The sequence below is a fragment of the Halodesulfovibrio aestuarii DSM 17919 = ATCC 29578 genome, assembly GCF_000384815.1.
Lineage (GTDB): Bacteria > Desulfobacterota > Desulfovibrionia > Desulfovibrionales > Desulfovibrionaceae > Halodesulfovibrio > Halodesulfovibrio aestuarii.
Map to the genome: position 1 here is coordinate 983,634 of NZ_ARQF01000021.1, position 19,226 is coordinate 1,002,859.

General features: G+C 46.6%; 15 protein-coding genes. 5 read left to right on the plus strand and 10 right to left on the minus strand.

What is annotated here, in order from left to right; all coding sequences use genetic code 11:
- Positions 1-8 precede the first annotated feature (8 nt).
- Positions 9-419 (plus strand): hypothetical protein, encoded by a 411-nt coding sequence (locus tag F461_RS0115495; RefSeq protein WP_020002073.1) that lies wholly within the window; start codon positions 9-11, stop codon positions 417-419.
- Between the two features lie 167 nt (positions 420-586).
- Here the strand turns inward: F461_RS0115495 and F461_RS0115500 are convergent, their stop codons facing one another.
- The 4 genes from F461_RS0115500 to F461_RS0115515 form a co-directional block, all read right to left on the minus strand.
- The gene (locus tag F461_RS0115500) at positions 587-1,234 is read right to left on the minus strand and encodes a Vat family streptogramin A O-acetyltransferase (RefSeq protein WP_034604270.1); all 648 of its coding nucleotides are present in this window, start codon (positions 1,232-1,234) and stop codon (positions 587-589) included.
- Positions 1,235-1,315: 81 nt separating this feature from the next.
- The gene (locus F461_RS0115505; RefSeq protein ID WP_020002075.1) at positions 1,316-2,938 is read right to left on the minus strand and encodes a sigma-54-dependent transcriptional regulator; all 1,623 of its coding nucleotides are present in this window, start codon (positions 2,936-2,938) and stop codon (positions 1,316-1,318) included.
- The gene (locus F461_RS0115510) at positions 2,928-4,628 is read right to left on the minus strand and encodes a two-component system sensor histidine kinase NtrB (protein ID WP_020002076.1); all 1,701 of its coding nucleotides are present in this window, start codon (positions 4,626-4,628) and stop codon (positions 2,928-2,930) included. The genes F461_RS0115505 and F461_RS0115510 overlap by 11 nt, the downstream gene beginning before the upstream one ends.
- 250 nt (positions 4,629-4,878) lie before the next feature.
- Complete coding sequence (locus F461_RS0115515) at positions 4,879-8,049, minus strand: AsmA family protein (RefSeq protein ID WP_020002077.1); 3,171 nt, start codon at positions 8,047-8,049, stop codon at positions 4,879-4,881.
- Positions 8,050-8,314: 265 nt separating this feature from the next.
- Here F461_RS0115515 and F461_RS0115520 point away from each other — a divergent pair, with 265 nt between their 5' ends.
- Positions 8,315-9,286, plus strand: coding sequence for a D-2-hydroxyacid dehydrogenase (locus F461_RS0115520; protein WP_020002078.1), 972 nt, complete (start codon positions 8,315-8,317; stop codon positions 9,284-9,286).
- Between the two features lie 159 nt (positions 9,287-9,445).
- Here F461_RS0115520 and thiC read toward each other — a convergent pair whose 3' ends face one another.
- Both thiC and F461_RS0115530 read right to left on the minus strand, forming a co-directional pair.
- Positions 9,446-10,735 carry a phosphomethylpyrimidine synthase ThiC gene (gene thiC / locus F461_RS0115525; RefSeq protein WP_020002079.1) on the minus strand — a complete coding sequence of 430 codons (1,290 nt, stop codon included), beginning with the start codon at positions 10,733-10,735 and terminating at the stop codon, positions 9,446-9,448.
- Positions 10,736-10,887: 152 nt separating this feature from the next.
- A complete protein-coding gene (locus tag F461_RS0115530) occupies positions 10,888-11,358 on the minus strand; it encodes a hypothetical protein (RefSeq protein WP_020002080.1) in 471 nt (156 codons plus the stop codon).
- A 405-nt stretch (positions 11,359-11,763) separates the two neighbouring features.
- Here F461_RS0115530 and F461_RS0115535 point away from each other — a divergent pair, with 405 nt between their 5' ends.
- Together F461_RS0115535 and F461_RS0115540 are read left to right on the plus strand one after the other, a co-directional pair.
- Positions 11,764-13,038: a radical SAM family protein gene (locus tag F461_RS0115535; protein WP_020002081.1), complete on the plus strand. Its 1,275-nt coding sequence runs from the start codon at positions 11,764-11,766 to the stop codon at positions 13,036-13,038.
- 76 nt (positions 13,039-13,114) lie between these two features.
- Positions 13,115-14,446, plus strand: a complete 1,332-nt coding sequence (locus tag F461_RS0115540; protein ID WP_020002082.1) for an MATE family efflux transporter — start codon at positions 13,115-13,117, stop codon at positions 14,444-14,446.
- A gap of 178 nt (positions 14,447-14,624) precedes the next feature.
- Here the strand turns inward: F461_RS0115540 and F461_RS0115545 are convergent, their stop codons facing one another.
- Complete coding sequence (locus F461_RS0115545; RefSeq protein WP_020002083.1) at positions 14,625-15,140, minus strand: GNAT family N-acetyltransferase; 516 nt, start codon at positions 15,138-15,140, stop codon at positions 14,625-14,627.
- A gap of 536 nt (positions 15,141-15,676) precedes the next feature.
- The gene (locus F461_RS0115550; RefSeq protein ID WP_020002084.1) at positions 15,677-17,188 is read right to left on the minus strand and encodes a catalase; all 1,512 of its coding nucleotides are present in this window, start codon (positions 17,186-17,188) and stop codon (positions 15,677-15,679) included.
- A gap of 297 nt (positions 17,189-17,485) precedes the next feature.
- Between F461_RS0115550 and F461_RS0115555 the strand changes: the two genes are divergently transcribed.
- On the plus strand, positions 17,486-17,881 hold the full coding sequence (locus F461_RS0115555; RefSeq protein ID WP_020002085.1) for a hypothetical protein: 396 nt from the start codon (positions 17,486-17,488) through the stop codon (positions 17,879-17,881).
- Positions 17,882-17,950: 69 nt separating this feature from the next.
- Here the strand turns inward: F461_RS0115555 and F461_RS0115560 are convergent, their stop codons facing one another.
- Positions 17,951-18,757 (minus strand): hypothetical protein, encoded by an 807-nt coding sequence (locus F461_RS0115560; protein WP_020002086.1) that lies wholly within the window; start codon positions 18,755-18,757, stop codon positions 17,951-17,953.
- A 159-nt stretch (positions 18,758-18,916) separates the two neighbouring features.
- Positions 18,917-19,180: a DUF1653 domain-containing protein gene (locus F461_RS0115565; protein WP_020002087.1), complete on the minus strand. Its 264-nt coding sequence runs from the start codon at positions 19,178-19,180 to the stop codon at positions 18,917-18,919.
- Between the last annotated feature and the right edge of the window lie 46 nt (positions 19,181-19,226).

Sequence of the window (19,226 nt, forward strand, 5' to 3'; positions counted from 1 at the left end):
AGATTCTCATGAAAAAGGTTCTGGTTTTGTTCGTCATGGCGTGCGCCACGTGCCTGCTCACGACACCATCCAGCGCTGTTTCCCAACAGGAACTCGAAAACACTCTTCGCCAGCATGCAACACAACATATTGATACAATGTGTAGGCAAATGCCTGATTGCGGCGGGAAAATTGAAACGTGTAAACTGCCTAATGGAAAATGGGTTCGTTCCTATTGCGACTTAAAGAAAGATACTATCAAAGTTGTAGTACATGAAGTTGAAAACACAGGAACATATGTTGGAGTAATCAAGTACATAAAAGTAACTTACGAAGCAATCGGGCGAACGAAACAAGAGGCAATGCAGCAGCCTTTCCGGGTTGTTGAAAAAAACCGCGTTACTAAAATTCGCCAGTACAAAAACGGACATTGGGAATAACAACAAAACACGCATTCAGGCGCAACGACACTGATATGGCCCTCCTCTCACTTGCAACCAGCACCACCGCCTGATGATGCGCTTTGTTAAACCCCAATTACTCATATCGGCAAAAAAAAGGCCTGACACAAACATGTGTCAGGCCTTTTTAAATCAGGACAGTAATTCTAGATAGCGCGACGTAACATCTTGATGTCATTGCCAACGATGGCTTCAAGATTATGAGTAATTTTCTCTTTTGACCACTCCCACCACGCTATATCCTCAAGCTCCTCAATCACAGTTTCATCAAAGCGGAATTTGAGTATTGTGGCTGGATTTCCACCGACTATCGCATATGGTGGAACATCCTTAGTGACAACAGCTTTGCTGGCGATAATTGCACCATTTCCGACAGTCACTCCGGGCATAATAGTTGCTTCGTAACCAATCCACACGTCATTACCGATGACAGTGTCGCCTTTAAACGGCAACTCACCGCTTTCTGGCATCACCTTTTCCCAGCCATTCCCGAAAATCTGAAAAGGATAGGTGGATAAACCGGAAACTTTGTGGTTTGCCCCGTTCATAATAAAGGTAACACCACGGGCAATTGCGCAAAATTTTCCGATGATTAATTTGTCACCTATGAAGGGGAAGTGATAAAGCACATTCTTTTCGAAATTCTCAACACCATCGGGATCATCGTAATAAGTGTAATCCCCGACAATAATATTTTCAGAGGTAATAAAATTTTTAAGATACCCAACTTGCGGAAACCCTTTCATAGGTTCTTTGTCATCCGGATCTGGTCCAAACAAGGGGCTCTCCTTGATAATTTGTTGATATACTGAAGAGGCACAGGGATAAAAAAGTTTATCTCGCTCTCCATCTCCTGTTTTCCTAAAGAAAAGTAATTAGCTTCTCTTGGTCAAACCGTACTTACGCAACTTGTACTGAAGCGTACGTCTGCTGATGCCAAGGGCGTCTGCCGTACGTTCCCTGTGCCCGCCGTTGGCGTTAAGCGCTTCAATAAGCGCCTGCCGCTCTGCATCATCAAGAGTTTTCGGACGCGAAATACTGCGGTTATCGTTCTGCGGAGGCATCGGCTGCTGCCCGTTATACCCTTGCTGGCCACTATAAGCTGCTTGATTATTATAGCCGCTATGGCTGCTGAAGTCGGTTCGGGTAAAATCTGTAGGAGCAAAATCTGGCTGCATACCCCCGTTCTGTCTACCCGTCTGAACTGTTTTCTGATCAGAAAACTCTACACTCGACGGCACGTGAAAATTAGATTGTCCATAGCCTTGCGATGCATCCTGCTGTACAAACTGCGGCTGCATTGCAGGCGTAGGCTTTGGCGGGTTAGTAAATAATGGCGGCAGGGAGTCCACATTAAGAATCTCTGAACGTGAAAGAATAAGCGCACGTTCAAGCACATTTTCAAGTTCGCGCACGTTCCCCGGCCATGAGTGGGTTGTGAGCTTCTGCATGAAATCAGGACTTACGCCGCGCACACTTTTGCGGTTCTTGCGCCCGAGCTTATCAAGAAGACGGCTGACGAGTACTGGAAGGTCATCAAAACGTTCGCGCAATGGCGGCGAAATAAGCTCCAGCACGTTAAGGCGGAAATATAAATCTTCGCGGAACTCGCCTTTCGCAACGGCTTCGCGGAGATTACGGTTTGTTGCCGCAATAATGCGTACATCAACTTCAATTGGCTTAACCGCACCAAGCGGCTCCACCACACGCTCTTGCAGGGCACGAAGGAGCTTTGCTTGCAGCTCAATCGGCATTTCACCGATCTCATCAAGAAAGAGTGTGCCCCCTTTGGCAAGCTGGAACCGACCCGGCTTGTCTTTGACTGCTCCGGTAAAGGCTCCACGTACGTACCCGAACAGTTCACTTTCAAGCAAGTTTCCCGGTAAGGCGGCGCAGTTTACTTTAACCATCGGGAATGCAGAACGGTTGCTGCTTTCGTGTAAAGCTTCTGCGATAAGCTCTTTACCGGTACCGGACTCACCCATGACAAGCACGGTTGCTTCTGTCGGGCCGACCTGACGGATAAGCTCGAGCATATCCAGCATGGCATCACACCCGCCGATGATTTTTTCGGAAGGATCGTTACCGATAAATTTTTTGCGTAGATTGTCGTTTTCTGCGAGTAGCCTGCCATGCGTATAGGCTTTTTCCAGCACGGCTATAAGCTCATCGTTGTCAGCAGGCTTACTGAGGTAATCAAAAGCACCGCGCTTCATAGCTTCAACCGCAGAACCGACAGTGCCGAAAGCGGTGAGCATAATAACAGGCAGATGAGGGTACTTTTCCTGAATAATCGCGAGCGTCTCGCTTCCGTCGATACCTGTCATCCGCATATCCAAAAGAACAACGTTAACGTTATGTGATGCAAGATGCTCAATGCCGGCCTCACCGGAGCTTGCCTCCGCAACGCTCCAGCCTGCATCTTCTACAACAGCCCGCACCATCATACGCAACGCAGGTTCATCATCTATAACTAACAGTCGTTTATTATAAGACATAGTTTCCCTCATCTTCCACGTCGGGGAAAAAGAGTGCAATGGTGCATCCGCGACCGGCACTGGATTCAATCAATACCTTTCCTTCATGCTCCATCATAGTTTTGTTAACTAGCGCAAGTCCAAGGCCAGTGCCTTTTGATTTGGTAGTAAAGAACGGTTCCAGCGCCTGATCTATCTGCTGTTTCTCCATACCGGGGCCGTTATCCCTAACAAAAATCCAGACTCCGTCTTCGCCATATGCTGAGGCAATATGAATCTGCTTTTTGTCAATTCCTGCAGACTCAAGTGCATCCAGACTATTGAGCATCAGGTTGATCAACGTCTGTTTAAGCAAATCAGCATCTGCCTGCACATAGGATGACTCAAGGCTGACATCCAGCTGTACTTCTTTGCCTTCCAGATCAAGCTGCAGCAAGTTGCTGATTCCTTCTGCAAGTTCAACCAGATCCACCTCTTCCTTTTGCACAGCACGCGGGCGGGAAAGGTACAACAAATCTGTAATTACACGGTTAAGTCTGTCAGCTTCGCTAATCATAGTCCGTGCGTAAGTTTCATCTGGTTCCTTGCCTTTGAACTTCTTAGCAAAATATTGAGCAAACCCTCGTAACGCACTAAGCGGGTTACGAATTTCATGTGCCATGCCTGCAGCAATGGCACCGAGTGCTGCCATCTTTTCAGCATCCTGAAGACTTTTTTCAAGTTCGCGGAACCGTGTCCTGTCACGGACTAATACGAGACGCGATCCAGCCTCTTTATGCTCTTTGAGCGGTACGGATAAAATTTCGAGATGCGTCCCTTGAACAGTTACCTGTTCCCAGTCAGCTTTGGAGTCTTCCGGTAACTTTTTGAGGCAGTTTGCCAAATCTTCCGGCAATGCAGAGACGGACAGCCCGGCAAGCCCGCTGCCCTTAGCCTTGAACACTTCATGTGCAGCAGGGTTTGCAGCACGAATAACATTGTCAGGACTTACGATCAGAAGCCCGTCCGGCAGGTTATCCAGCAATCGAGCCTGAAAACGTTCAAGCTGCAACGCCTTGCCCGCAAGTTCACGGCGTTTAAGCAGCCCCATGGCAAGTGCCCATGTAAAAATTGCAGCGATAAGAATATACGCCGCCTGAAACATCGCGTTCTGCTTAAAACCTTTGTACACAGCGAAGTGTTTGGTCATATCAAGACCAACCACCAGAAACGTATCTTTACGCGGAGCATCCGGCTCCAAGGGCGAAGCATCCAGTCCCTGACTATGCTTGGCATACACAAACACGCGGTGCTGACCAAACTGTGCGATACCATCCCATGTGCCAGTCTGCACCATGGTTGGAATAGCCTGTTGTGGAAAAAGAATGGTGCTGGAAGCACCGCCTTCAAGAGAAGAAAGAATTTGCCCGCCCTTTTCATCCAACAGACCCACAAACATAACTTCACCGCTTCGCTGCAATTCACGAAAGAACTTTGCAGTGCTTGGCAACCCCGCCACTTGTCCATTCTGTGTAAGAATACCTGTACGGAGCGAGATATCTACAGACTGAAGTACAGAGCGCGCAGTAAGTTTAAGGTGCTGTAAACGTGCTTCCTCCTGCTGCCGCAGGGTTTGTCCTGTTGAAACAATGAGCGAAAGTCCAATTGTAACAAGGGTAACAATTGCGATAATAATCGTGCTTCGTTCTTTACTTAAATCTGCAATTTCCATGTATATCCTAATCTCATCAAATTGATGAAAAGCAGCGTAATCAATTTATATATTGGCTATTCCACCGATGATATATGAAAAAGTCATGCCAAAGTGAATTTTTCTGCACATCAGCAGTCATTCCTGCAAGTTATTACACATATAGCGTATAAAAAAAGGTCTTCAACCGTAAGGGTTGAAGACCAATGTGCATTTTTTCTCACGCTTGCACAAGTTTTTTGTGCAATTTATTGCACTATTCAAACTGCACTTATCTGAGGGACGGAAGTAAATCCACAGCCCTGAACGGAATGAGCACGGCATCTTTTAAGATAGAGAATACGCCGCCACCAATCTTGCCGAACGTGCGCGGAACTACGCTTAACCCATCCACAGTGACTTTAGGATCATCCCAGCTGCCGACAATGGTTACCGGCACCGTCGGGATGCGGGCGTAGGTTACGTTTACTTTATAATCAATCTTCCTGTCCGGCAGATCAATTTTACCGCCACCGCGCATATCCACGAACGGAGAAGTTACAGCAGTATTATCGCTGCTCATAATTCCCTGCTTAATATCACCGTCACTTATAGCAGAGGCAAAGGTAGTTTTTTCCACCTCGCCTTTTTTGTTCTTACTGAACCCGAAGAAACCGTCTTTAACAGAAATACCCCAAATGCCATCAAGACTGGCAAGGATATCATAGCTGGAAGCAAGCTGGCCGGTTGCCTCTATATACCCTGTTCCAAGCCCGCCAAGGTAATCATCGCCTGCAGCGCCTTTTGACGCCAGCGCCAAATCTACACCGTTGACATTGGCAACAAGACGGCTTTCCAACTTATCCTTTAATACACCCTTAAATTCGCCGGAGAACGTGCCGTTGTACAACTTTGCTTCCAGCGGCCCTACTTGTATTTCTCCACCACCAATGACGATCGGTGTAACCAGTTCCTGTGCATCAACAGGATCCAGCCGCACAGAAGCTATCTTCAGACTGCCTTTAACATCCACTTCCTTCAGCCATTCCAGCTTCCATGGTTTTTTATTAAAAATCTTTGCACGTACATCCACATCTTCCGGCGGGAAGTAGCGCGTAAGCATAATATCACCAAGCTCTGCGTCTGCACGGACAGTTGGAACCGCGCCGTTCAAATTTACCAGAACAGAACCTTTAAGCGCGGAATCATCCACGTACCCTACAACATTGTAAAGAGCATAGCGCCCTTTACGCAGATCAAATTCCCCACGCAGACTTGCACGGCTGAACGCCGTGTTATCGCGAGGCTGCCAGCGCAATAAATTAAGAGAAGTCAGCAACGGGTGCAGATCAAACTCATCCCCCACAAAGCTGCCCTTAATTTCCGGCGCAGAAATGAACTGTTTGCCGTCACCCTGCACTTTAAAACTCTGGCTATCAAACGTAAACAGACCATCGCGAATAGACAGGTCTTCTGTTTCCATATTGTATGTGCATTTGCTCACCAGATGCGCTGTTAGAGGAACAGCCTTGGTGTTCACATTCATTGTGCCTTTCCAAGTCATGTCCAGATCGATATTTTCACCACGCACAGGCAGTACCCGCTTGGCGCTCATAACAATCGGCCCTTTAATCTTGGTCAGATACGAGTCGTCGGAATCCTTTTTATCAAACAGAACAGATAGATCCCAATTGTAAAGCAAGTCATTTCCGGCTTTGTCCGGCTCTTTCATTAAACTTTTGCCGGACAGGTCAATTTTCAGTTCATCAAAAAAGTTCTGACTGGATGCCAAAGTGCCGTCCGGCTGCTTTGTGGCTAACGATTTTACGTACCCGTTTTTAAAGACAGCATTTATTTTGCCGCCAAGCCCTGCAACCAGACCAAATACTGTATGAGCCTTTGCCCGCACATCCGCAGTGCCATTAGCAATGCCGGTAATTACAGAATCACCGGTAAGAATACGGCTGATTTCTGTTGTTTCTACATTGGTAATAGTTGCCTGCAAACGTAAATCGTCCGCAATTGTCATTACAGAATCCACGCTGCCGCCATACGCTTTCCCTATCTTATATGAAGTAAGCGTATCAAGATTCGGTGCAGGCCAGCACCGGAATGCAAGATCATTAATGGCAAAACCATAGGCCGTTGCCCGCTTTGCACCAACGCGGATATCGTATCCTACGGAAAGCTCATCAGTTGCCTCGTCAGTTGCCTCGTCACCAGCTTTAGCCGGAGCTTTTGCTTCCTGTACAGGTTCATCGTCGGTATACCGGAAAATAGGCGGTGCATCGTCCGAAGGTTTCGGAAGCACGTCCGGCGGAGTCATGCTGATTTCCGGAAAAATTCTATTCACATCAATGTCTTCACCAGCGACATCAATAAACACAACCGGATTAGAAAAATCTTTCACACCGCCAACGCCCTCTAACGGCATGCCCAGCACTTCAGCTTTCAAACTGTCAGACCACACATGATCTTTGGTCATTTCAATGGCAATAACACCGTCGATACTATCGAGCGCATGGTTAAGGCTGGTTGGCAGGTTTTCTGTAAATCCAAACCAGTACGGAAGGCTGAAATCCTGCACAATGGCTTGTCCGGCCAGCTTCCAGTCAGAATTGCTGATATCTGTCATCGTTCCGTCAAAAGTCAGTTTGCCCTTGGCAACTTCTGCCTTAACTTCTGAGAAACGTAACTCGCGTTCAGGCCAGTTAAGGGAACACACTACGCTTATTGCAGTCGGAACGTTACGTCCTTCCAGTTCAACATCGCCTTTCCAGTCTACACTGCCGTGCACTTCTTCCGCGGTAAGTTTTTCAGAATTGAAATCACTTTCACCCATCAACTGCAGGTGCCCGTGCGCGGGCACAACAGTACCTTCAATGTCACAGGAAAGATCAAAAAGTGTCTTTTTATCAAAATCTATTTGAAGGTTCACACCTGTCGCCGCAACAAACTTTTTGCCGCTGTCCGTCTCGTGTTCCCATACAATGCGGCCGCGCTGAATATCGATGCCCTGCAAATCAAACCCACCGGCCATCTTGCCCAGAGAAAACTCAATATCAACGTTGGCGACGTCAGGTTTTGTATCTTTTTGTTTCAGAAGTTGGTCAGAAAGCGTTACGTCCAAATCCTGCAACCTAAGGTAATTTATAAAAACTTTTCCACCGAGTAAGGTAGGGATATCGACGCGGGACTGAACTCCACCAACAGTAAGAAAGGCTTTTTCTGTTTCAGGATCAACTACCTGTACGTCCGAGACCTTAATTGCCAACGGCACAATAGAAAGATGCAAGTCACCGTTAATATGCCAATTAAAGCCTGTCGCCTCTGTCAGATTCCGTTCAATCAGTTCAGGGAAATTGGAGGACTGTATATACCATCCCGCATACACAAAAAGACCACCGAGACATACGGCTAACGAAAGAAGAAAATAAAGTACAATACGTATTACTGGACGCACTATTAACCTCAATACAAAAATATGGTTCAATGCTTTTCAATATGACATTTTACTATACACAGACCATAAAGAAAACATGTGCCGGACAAATGGCAAAAGAAATACCTTTTACCGCCTCCCAAGGCTTGCATACAATAAAACGGCTAATCTAACCGCAGTATTAATAAAAATGAACACAGAAATGTATTTCTAAATAATTACAGAGGGCTTGAAAACTACGTTCTCTACCCTTATAAGGGATACTAACATAATGGAGTAACGAACAATGAAAACAGTAATTCTTGACGGTCAAACACTAAATCCCGGTGATAACCCGTGGGCTCCAATAGAAGGTATTCATCCCGTTACGGTTTACGAAAAAACGCAAGATGAAGACATTATTCCGCGCAGTAAAGAAGCAGATATTTTACTTACAAACAAGACTCCGCTTACAAGAGAAACACTCAAACAGCTGCCGAATCTCAAATATATTGGAGTACTCGCCACAGGCTACGACGTAGTCGATATAAAAGCCGCTGCTGAACTCGGTATTCCTGTAACGAACACCCCCGGCTATGCAAACAATGCAGTGCCGGAGCACGTCTTCGCGCTTATCTTCGAGTGTTATCGACAAATAAGCTTACATTCCGAGCAAGTAAAGCAAGGAGAATGGGGGAAAAACGGCCAATTCTGCTTCTGGAACACTCCACAGCGAGAACTCGGCGGTAAAACCCTTGGTATCATTGGCTTCGGAAATACAGGCAACAATGTTGCGCGCATCGCAAATGCGTTCGGCATGAACATCCTTGCCTACGCCCCACGCCCTAAGCCACTGCCAGAATACGACAATTTTTCTTTCGCAGAGCTCAACGAAGTTCTTGAAAAGTCAGACATCATCACCCTGCACTGCCCGCTCACGGCAGATACAAAGCACATTATCAACGAGCAGTCTCTTGCACTCATGAAGCACGACGCAGTGCTCATCAATACTGCCCGCGGCCCGCTTATTGATGAAGCAGCGGTAGCAAAGGCTCTCAACGAAGGCACACTCGGCGGGCTCGCCGTAGATGTCGTAAGTGATGAGCCAATAGCAAAAGATCACCCGTTCCTTTCAACGCCTAACACATTCATAACCCCGCACCTCGCATGGGCTACAATTGAAGCCCGTAAGGCGCTGATGCAAATCGCCGCCGACAACATCACAGCTTTCCTCAACGGAACTCCACAAAACGTTGTGAACGGTGTTACTGGCAAGTAACGCTGCAACGGTTATTCTCTCAGGAGATGATAGCGGCTTACGAACGTTAAGGAATCATTGTTTTTATCCAAACTGAACTACTATATATTTCAGTTTACTTGCTGGAGAACAAAAAAAGACCTGATTCACAATGTGTATCAGGTCTTTTAATTTGCGAGATTAGTTAGAACACTGAGGATCTTCTTCGATCATCTTGTACGCACAGAACTTGCCACACATGGCGCATTCGCGTTTATCTTTATGTTCTTCTCTACGCTTTTCAACCATATCCGGATCGAGAGCGAGGGTTTTCATGCCTTCCCAATCGAGAGCTTTACGCGCACGGGAGATGCCCAGTTCGCGTTCTACAGCTGCCGGTCTGCCCATGCAGGCTTCAGCAGCCTGAGCTGCAATACGGGACGCCATAACACCTGCGTGAACATCTTCGACGCTTGGCAGGGTAAGGTGTTCCGCCGGAGTCAGGTAGCAAAGGAAGTCAACGCCAGCTTTAACAGCGATTGCTCCACCGATGGCACCTGCGATGTGGTCGTAGCCCGGGCTGCTGTCGATAACAAGCGGTCCGAGAACGTACAGCGGTGCGCCATGGGTGAGCTTTTTAATGCTGATAATCTGTGCTTCAACTTCGCTCAAAGGAACGTGTCCCGGTCCTTCGATCATGCACTGAACGCCAGCTTCGAGGCCACGTTTAGCCAGCTGACCAAGTACCATAACTTCTTCCCACTGTGCTGCGTCACCGGCATCAGTGCCAGCACCAGGGCGAAGACCATCGCCGAGAGAAAGAGTTACGTTGTACTTGCGTGCAATCTCAAGAATACGATCGTATCCAGTAAGAAGCGGGTTTTCCTTGCCGTTTTTCAACATCCAACGAGCAAGGATGGAACCGCCACGGGAAACAATGCCCATGGTACGGCTACCGTCAGTAGCAAATTCAGCGCCGCGCATAGTCAAACCGCAGTGAACGGTCATGTAGTCTACGCCCTGCTTTGCCTGCTTTTCAATTTCTTCAAACAGTTCATCCGGCTGAATGTCAGCAGGATCACGGTCACTATCAAGATATTTTTGTGCAACCGCGTACATTGGAACAGTGCCCAATGGAAGTCTGGTAGAAGAAAGCATCTTCTGTCTGATTTCATCAAGGTCACCACCGATGGATAAGTCCATCACGGTATCCGCACCAGCGTTAATGGCAGTTTGCAGCTTCACCATTTCGCACTGGAAATCGTTTTTCAACGGTGAGGTACCGATGTTGGCGTTAACTTTAACAGACGCCGGTTGACCGACCAGCGTCGGAATCACATCAGGGTGTTCAGGGTTACCGAGCAGTACCATTGTACCGTTCTCGAGAGCCTGTTTGATAACATCAGCTTCCAACCGCTCTTTTTTAACTAACTCATCAATATGTGCTTCAAACAACCCGGCAAGCGCCGCGTTCTGTGTCAAAATAGACATGTTGTCACTTCCTAATGGGTACGTAGAAAGAGCTATGGAACAAACAACAACGGTGCGCATTACAAACGAATGTTGTATAATATGCAAGCGGCGCAGACGATTTTTATGTAAAAAAATCATCTACGCCGCATTACATTCTATTTCATATACTACTACTGACCAGTAACGGCACGAAATTCTTCTCGATATTGCTTCATGCTTTCAGCAGGGATACGGTTAAAGAGCACAAGAACCTCAGGCACGCCCATGGAACTGATATTCTTCTTTTTGTACGCTTCCGCCTTAGCAACATCTTCATTATTGATGAGCCCTTTCGTCAGCAGATACTCCACAAATGACATGTACTTATAGCGTTCTCTTTCGAGAATCCGTTCATTCTCTACCTGCCTGGACTCAGCAAGTGCCCGTTCCAGCAGCATATATTCTTTTGTATATTCAGCAATGCGCTCACTCAATAAACCTATTTCAGATTCATACGCACTTTTTCTCATTTCCATACTACTGTTTTCTGTTTCAAGTCTTGCAAGTATGTCACGCAATTCATTGTACTTTTTCAGCAAAGACAATAGAATCAGAATCAAGGTAACACCACACGCAAGAACAATAAAAAACATAGATTCCATACCAAGTGGCTCCATTCAAAAAAAACAACTCTTACACGCTTACCGCACGCCCCTCAAAGAGCCATGGGCTACCGTAGATACATTCCAACTGCGGCACCTGATTCTGTTATGTTTAGGAAAAGACACCTGAAAACAGCCTCACACCCCAGATGATAACCAGTCAACACCAAGCAGCTACTTGCAATTATAACAGTAGTCAAAAGCTGGACACACTCAACCTGAAATTCCTATCGGGTCCTTTTTTGCTATCTTAAGGTCATATATTTTTTTTATTTTTTGTGCAAAAAATGGAACGCGACCCAAAAAGTACTTTTTGCCAGCATGTACACTTTTATGTATGACACAACCACCTCAAACAAATTCACTACACAGGCGACAGCGTCTGTTCTTTAATAGAGAGATACCATGGCTTCTTCAAAAATTCGCCCCAAGCTTCTTGTGGCAGACAAAGACGGTAATATTTACGATCATCCAGAATTACTTATGCTGTGCCGCCGGGGTAACGATCTTGCGCAGCCGCGTCCGGATGAGTTGATGCCGCTTCCTGAAGGCAGTGATATTTTTATGTTGCCGGGTCGCCGTGCGCTTGGACTTGATCCGGAAGACGGCCAAGTTGAGCAAATGGAAGAATTTGCAGTGGCAGCATTTGTTGCACCTGCCCACACCCTCACTGCCCATGCTGCATACCAGAGCGATGATGATGCGCCGACTTTGCCGTTGTTCGCATACGGTGCAGTAGGATTTGCCAACGGTAAATTCTATGTAGCAGCAAAAAAAGTCGATCAGGACGTACGACAGGTTTTCCGCGGGTTCTCCGGTAAAAAAATCAACCGCTTCGCCAACACTCTTTTAGAGAAATACAAAGAAAACCGTCTTATGCAGCACATCATGAACAAATGTGTGCTCAAATATTCCTGTCCAGCAGCGAAAAACCTTGCAATAGGTCGTTACGAGGCTCCACTGCCTACCTCCCGTACCTGCAATGCCCGCTGCATCGGCTGTATTTCTTTTCAGGAAAACTCTTCTCAAATCTGTGCTTCCCCGCAGGATCGTCTGGACTTTACCCCGACAGCGGAAGAAGTATGCGGCGTAATGCGCCACCATGCAGCAAACGAAAAAGAAAAGCCGATTTTCTCATTCGGTCAGGGCTGCGAAGGTGAACCGCTGACACAGGCAGATATGATTACCGAAGCAATCACTATGTTTCGTGCGGAAGGCGGACGCGGTACCATTAACATGAATACCAACGCCTCCTTGCCAAACAAAGTGGCACAGCTTGCAGATGCAGGGTTGTCATCTATCCGTGTAAGCCTTAACTCTGCCCGAGAAGAAGTATACAATCGCTACTACCGTCCTAACGGCTACTGTTTTGCTGACGTAAAACAGTCCATTCTGGAAGCAAAAGCACGCAACAAGTGGGTTTCTCTGAACTTACTCTATTTCCCGGGTGTTACAGACTCTGAGCCGGAATTTGAAGCACTGGTGAATCTTGTTACGGACACGAAGCTCGACTTTATCCAGCTGCGTAACTTGAATATTGATCCGGAAATGTACTTGGAACTGCTAAGCGATATAGACTTCGGTGCAAGTATGGGCTTTACCTTCTTCCGAAAAAGGCTCAAAAAAGCATGCCCTTGGATTGATTTCGGGTACTTTAACCCGTTTGTTGACGAAAAGTAGAATCACTACGACTACAAGCAAGTCTGCATCCAAGTTACCGGATGCAGACTTTTTTATTTTGCGGGAGCAAAAAAACATGACCACTACGACAGAATCTTTAAACGAACATGCCTACAGGAATGCTCCTGCAAAAACGTTTGCAAGCATGTCGGTTCCAGTTCTGTTATCACTCATTGCAGAGCCGCTTACCGGTCTTGTTGACACTGCATTTGTTGCAAAACTCGGCACAGAACCACTTGCAGCGCTCGGCATTGGCACCATGGTGCTTACCTCTGCGTTCTGGATTTTCAATTTTCTCGGAATAGGAACACAGACAGAAATTGCACACAGCATCGGTGCTGAAAACAAAACAGAAACAGCAACCATCGCCAGCACATCACTTCTGCTGGCACTTGGCATCGGCCTTGTCTCAGCCCTGCTGCCTCTGTTATTCCTGCCGCAAATTTCACAGTTCATGGGCGCAGAAGGCGTCATGCAGAGTCTGTCCATCGACTACATGACATGCAGACTCGCAGGGGGGCCAGCCGTGCTCTTTACCATGGCAGCCTTCGGTATTTTTCGCGGGTTACAGGACATGCGCACACCGCTCGTCGTCACAACCGTCGTTAACGCGCTCAACGTACTGCTCGACTGGCTGCTCATCTTCGGTCACGGCCCGTTTCCGGAACTCGGCGTAACCGGTGCGGCACTGGCAACAACTATCAGCCAGTACATAGGCATGGCCATCACCCTCTACGCGCTGCACAGAAAGCTCGGTCTGACACCAAAATTTGATATCCCGCGCTGCAAACGTCTGCTCTCCATCGGCTGGGATATGACAGTCCGTACAGGACTTGTCATAGCCTTTCTGCTCTACTGCACACGCACTGCAACTCAGGCAGGCGCCATCGAAGGCGCAGCACATCAGGGTATTCGGCAGTTTGTTGTATTCAACACCATGTTGCTGGATACCTTCGCCATCACAGGCCAAAGCCTTTCCGGCTATTTCAAGGGCAAAAACGACAACCTGATGATCAAGCAAGTCGTCCGCCAAACCTTCGGATACAGCTTCATAACAGGCATCATAATCGGCGTGCTCATGATAGCAGGAGCCGATATTTTTGCCGGGCTTCTTATTCCGCTGGAATCATATGCCGCTTTCATCCCTGCATGGACAGTAGTTGCTATTTTTCAGCCAACGAACTCACTTTCCTACGCAACAGACGGTATCCTCTGGGGCATCGGTGATTTTGCGTTTACCCGAAATGCCATGTGCATTTCCTGCCTCATCGGCATAGGATTCATTGCACTCATAACCATGTTCCAGCCACCACACCCCCTTGTGTGGATCTGGCTCGCAACCGGTGGCATGATGCTTATCCGCTCCGCGCTTGGTTGTTACCGATGCTGGCAGCTTACCAAGGTCTAATTTTTCGACATAGTTCCGGCATTTCGTCTGCGACAACTAGAAAAACTTTCCATAAAAAAGGGCTGTTCTTACGTAAGAACAGCCCTTTTCAATAGTATTTAGAAAATCTGCCTACTCATGGCATCTCTTCGTACGTTGAATGTAGCAGATAGTGCCAACACACTGCGGCTCTCTGTTGTTACTCTGAGCTCACATTGAAAGCATCATGCGCAATGATTTCGCCTTGTGGCGCCTTGTCAGAAAAAGACAAGCCAAGAACAAACTGGTCCGGTACTCCAGCATACGTCAGACCGGCTATGCCTTTAAAACCAAAACGCGTATAGAATTCTGGATCACCAACCAGAACTACACCCTTTGCACCCTTTTTCCGCATCTGCTGCAAAGCCTCACGAACGAGGGAAGAACCGATTCCGGCACCCTGCCGGCTTGGTATAACCCCCACAGGGCCAAGGAGATACCACCCCTGTCTGACTTCGCCAACTGTTGCAGGTGACATGGCAATATGCCCAACCGCTTCCCCGTTTTCTTCTGCCAGAAGCGAAAGACTCAGGGAGTTCGAGGCGCGCAGGCGTTCAACAATTCGATGCTCTGTAGGTTCAGCACCGGGCTTATGCATAGGATGCCCTTTAAAGGCTGCATATTGTATCTGCGAAATACGATCAACATCGTTAGGTAGTTCGTCTTTAAGTAGCATTAGTCCACTCCTTGTGTGCGACAATGTTTGTGTGGTCGGAAGACCAACAAATAAATGTAGTCGACACATGCAGCGTTCGCTGCACATGTAAACCGATAATACGCGCAAATAAGTGGTTGCTAGACGAGAACACAAAAAGCATACCCCACACACTCGGGGGTTGGCTTAAAAATAAGTGTAACTACTCGCTTTCGCGAGATAAGAGTAGAGTTCGCACTATACGAATAACGTCCTAAATAAAAAACACTTACTGGTTGCGACTCTCGCTAACAACCAGCTTCACAAGATCCATTCGTTTTCTAATCAAAAAAACCTCTTTACGTTTAGTTAAGATTCATATTTTTTACATCTTACAACTTTCTATGTCAACAATACCAAATAGATAGCCACCATCCCTTCAAACAGCATATTTCAGATAAGATTAAAAAAGGGCTCTCCTACGTATTAAGGACAGCCCTTTGGAATGAAAAGGTAGTAAACCGCGAGGCTGCCATATAAGACGTGCTGTCCTCGCAGGTAAAAGTCCGCCGCAACCTCTACAGATCGGCAGTCGCAGCTACACGCTCTTCCTGAGACATAGACGCAAGCCGCTCCACGAGTCCGAGATCAAGCTGTAGCCCTTTCGCGACCCGTTCTCCGTAGTCTTTATCAGCCAGATAAAAGATGGCACATTGACGCAGTTTGATGCGTAGCGGCACCTCTGCCATATTCCCAAGAATATTTGTTATGAGGCTGTCACGGTCTGCCATGGTCATAACGTTACGGTAAAGATTACCTGCTTGTACGTAGTCGTCGTTTGGATGTGTAAATTCATAACGGGAGGCAGCGCTATGCAGTGGAATTTCCGGTTCTTCATTTTTTCCCTCAGGCTGAATCGTGCTGAAGCTGTTCGGCCAATAGTTTGGCCTTCCAAGCCCATTTTCGTCTACACGCATGGCACCATCACGCTGATGGTTTAACTGCTGAGAATTTTTAGGTTGATTCACAGGAATAAGATTGTAGTTAGGGCCTAAACGATGCAGATGCGTGTCGTGGTAAGAGAAAAGACGCCCCTGCAACATTTTGTCGGGCGATACGCCGATGCCGGGTACAAGGTTGCTTGGGTTGAATGCTGCCTGTTCCACTTCCGCAAAATAGTTTTCAGGATTGCGATTAAACACAAGCTTGCCAACAGTGATTGGCGGAACTTGGCTATGCGGCCAAACTTTCGTGATATCAAAAATGTCCCACTCAAAGGTTTCGGCCTGCTCAGGGGTAAGAATTTGCATTTCGAGCGTCCACGACGGAAAGTCGCCGTTTGCGATAGAATTGTAAAGATCACGCGTAGCATGGTCAGGGTCTTTCCCGCACATGTCCTTAGCTTCGGCACCGTTAAAGTTTTTAATGCCTTGATCTGTTTTAAAATGATACTGCACCCAGAAATATTCACCTTTGTCATTGTACCACTTGTACGTATGGCTGGAATAACCGTTCATATTACGATACGTGGCAGGCGTGCCCCTGTCTGAAAACAGGATGGTTACCTGATGGATGGACTCCGGTGTAAGTGACCAGAAATCCCAAGCCATGGTTGGGCTTTTCAAGTTTGTTGAAGGATCACGCTTCTGAGTATGGATAAAATCAGGAAATTTGAGTGGATCACGGATAAAAAACACAGGCGTATTGTTGCCTGTCATGTCGTAGTTACCTTCTTCGGTATAAAATTTTAAGGCAAATCCGCGAGGGTCACGTTCCGCATCGGCACTGCCCTTTTCTCCACCAACCGTAGAAAAACGGGCGAATACATCGGTCTTTTTACCTACAGAAGACAAAAAAGCAGCCTTTGTGTACTTGGTGACGTCTGCTGTCACCTCAAAGTATCCATACGCCCCCGCACCCTTGGCATGTACAACGCGCTCGGGAATACGCTCGCGATCAAAATGCCCCAGCTTTTCCAATAAATGAACATCCTGCATAAGCAACGGGCCACGTTCCCCAGCAGTCAATGAATTCAAATCGTTCCCGACAGGACGCCCGAAGGCTGTTTTCATAGTATCTTTTTTAGCCATACAACTATTCCTCTCTATCTATTGTGCGAGTTATGTTAATTTCAACAAAACTATTTTGCGCAGAGTGAGACAAAGTTACTACATCCCCACCGCAACACCATTGATAAACCCACATGAATAGACAAATTAGAATTGATGAGACCGACTTCTTAAGCTTATTCTCTTTCTAGTATCAGAAATCAGACCAGCATGACATGCATACTTATCTACTACACCATTAGAACAAACTATCTTATGCATACCTTTTTTATTTTTTATATAACATGACGTGCAGTCATATATCATACTGAGAAAAATATGTTTAGCATGTATGAAAAACTCCCGGAATGGTTACGCTGGATACTTTTCCTCCCCCTTTTCTTCGGGATAATGTTCGCATTCAGTTTTATTTTTCGGATGGCGAGCAGCAACATTGTGGGCACCTTCTTTTATGGCAGAATCCTTGCTCCTTTCGTCGGTGGTGCTGCACTTGTATACTTTGCAAGCCGACTTATCCCGAGAGCTAAGATCATTACATCCTATCTTATCTGCAGCATCTGGATCCCGCTTGTTTCACTTGGCATACTCTCCTTTATTGCTGTCCCCCCAAATCAGGGTGGATTCACACAAGGAGAACTCATCCAAGCCTCCTGCGCGTTCATCGGCTCACTCTTCTTTACTCTTCAGGCACATAAAAAATATCGTAAACGCTAAAAGCATCTTCAGGTAGTAAGGCAAAAAAAAGCCCTCGCAAAGTGCGAGGGCTTATTTGTCTTCATGTTGCTATAATAACTTATCTGCCTGAGACGGCGGAAGAGATTTTGGTTCGATAACGGTGCCACCTTCGACAGCGTTTTCTGGACTGATATCAATTGGGCCTCTGCCATCAATACTTGAATCAGCAATAAGCATTCTACCGTCGGAGGTAATAGCAGTTTTCTGATCAATGATGGCTATGCCGGTGCGTTCAAGAACTTCGCGTCTAAACGCGTATTCTTCAGCGACTCGACGAGTACGGTACATAAAATACATTTTGCAGACATAACTTACTATCCATGCTGCAACCAGACCAACACTGATCCAGATGGCGAGTTCTGCCGCAACTTCGCCAAGTTTTAGGATAAAACCTATAATAACATCCATATTATACAACAACATACCCACAAACAAGAACCCTGCAAGCAGAATTGTTGTAGGCATACCATTGATAAGATGAATCCAGTTTCGCATTCTTTCAGGAATATGTTCGTTGTCGACTTCAGACATTACAGGATCACCGTTGATAAAGCGGTTGAATCCCATCCCAATGATCTGGATGATGAACATAACTGCAATTGGAGCGAGCAATACAGCGACAAGGTACGCTTTCCAAGGGAACAGGTACTCCATATTCCCATCAGCGGTTGGGTGCAGATTAGTAACACCGTGAAGTATAGCAACAACCGTTACTACACATTCAACAATGATGATACCGAGTGCAATGTATGTAAGAAGAGACTTTTTTTCTTTCTCGTTGAGGACAGCCCCCAAGCTGCCGGGCGCAAAAGAATGAGTGCTCTTTTTCTGGGTATCGTTTTCGGTTTCGCTCATTATCCTATCTTCCTCCTACAGCAACAAGTGCTGATTTCTATACAGTCAAGGACTTGCTACAGGACTGAACTGTTTTTTTCAAGCATGTAAAAAAGAAAAAAAACTTTCTATGCTGTTCAATATCCTGATTATTATAGGTGAAACGCAGGTTTCAGCACTTTATAGAAAACTCTGTATAGGATGTTCCGCTAAATAGTCCTGTACTTCGTTCGGCAACAAATCTTTTTCTATTGGTGCGAACCGCTTAACACGTGTTCCGTCTGCCAACTCTTTTTCCCCGTAAAATTCCGCCGCTGGCCGCGTAAACCATGCGTAATCACTTGCGTAAAGTGTCCGATAGATAACAACCACTTCCTCTGTTGTTGTATCAAACGCTTCTGAGACTGTCTGATAGAACTTCCCCTTAAAATGCCTGTAGTACATGTAGCCTCACTCTATTCGACAATCACCGAAACGCTATTCATCTGCT

What these genes read in the sequence shown, in the direction of transcription:
- F461_RS0115565 (WP_020002087.1), bottom strand. Translation starts at nt 19,180, where the DNA reads ATGTACTACAGGCATTTTAAGGGGAAGTTCTATCAGACAGTCTCAGAA.
- F461_RS0115505 (WP_020002075.1), bottom strand. Translation starts at nt 2,938, where the DNA reads ATGTCTTATAATAAACGACTGTTAGTTATAGATGATGAACCTGCGTTG.
- F461_RS0115545 (WP_020002083.1), bottom strand. Translation starts at nt 15,140, where the DNA reads ATGCTACTTAAAGACGAACTACCTAACGATGTTGATCGTATTTCGCAG.
- F461_RS0115550 (WP_020002084.1), bottom strand. Translation starts at nt 17,188, where the DNA reads ATGGCTAAAAAAGATACTATGAAAACAGCCTTCGGGCGTCCTGTCGGG.
- F461_RS0115540 (WP_020002082.1), top strand. Translation starts at nt 13,115, where the DNA reads ATGACCACTACGACAGAATCTTTAAACGAACATGCCTACAGGAATGCT.
- thiC (WP_020002079.1), bottom strand. Translation starts at nt 10,735, where the DNA reads ATGTCTATTTTGACACAGAACGCGGCGCTTGCCGGGTTGTTTGAAGCA.
- F461_RS0115510 (WP_020002076.1), bottom strand. Translation starts at nt 4,628, where the DNA reads ATGGAAATTGCAGATTTAAGTAAAGAACGAAGCACGATTATTATCGCA.
- F461_RS0115495 (WP_020002073.1), top strand. Translation starts at nt 9, where the DNA reads ATGAAAAAGGTTCTGGTTTTGTTCGTCATGGCGTGCGCCACGTGCCTG.
- F461_RS0115530 (WP_020002080.1), bottom strand. Translation starts at nt 11,358, where the DNA reads ATGGAATCTATGTTTTTTATTGTTCTTGCGTGTGGTGTTACCTTGATT.
- F461_RS0115535 (WP_020002081.1), top strand. Translation starts at nt 11,764, where the DNA reads ATGGCTTCTTCAAAAATTCGCCCCAAGCTTCTTGTGGCAGACAAAGAC.
- F461_RS0115560 (WP_020002086.1), bottom strand. Translation starts at nt 18,757, where the DNA reads ATGAGCGAAACCGAAAACGATACCCAGAAAAAGAGCACTCATTCTTTT.
- F461_RS0115555 (WP_020002085.1), top strand. Translation starts at nt 17,486, where the DNA reads ATGTTTAGCATGTATGAAAAACTCCCGGAATGGTTACGCTGGATACTT.
- F461_RS0115520 (WP_020002078.1), top strand. Translation starts at nt 8,315, where the DNA reads ATGAAAACAGTAATTCTTGACGGTCAAACACTAAATCCCGGTGATAAC.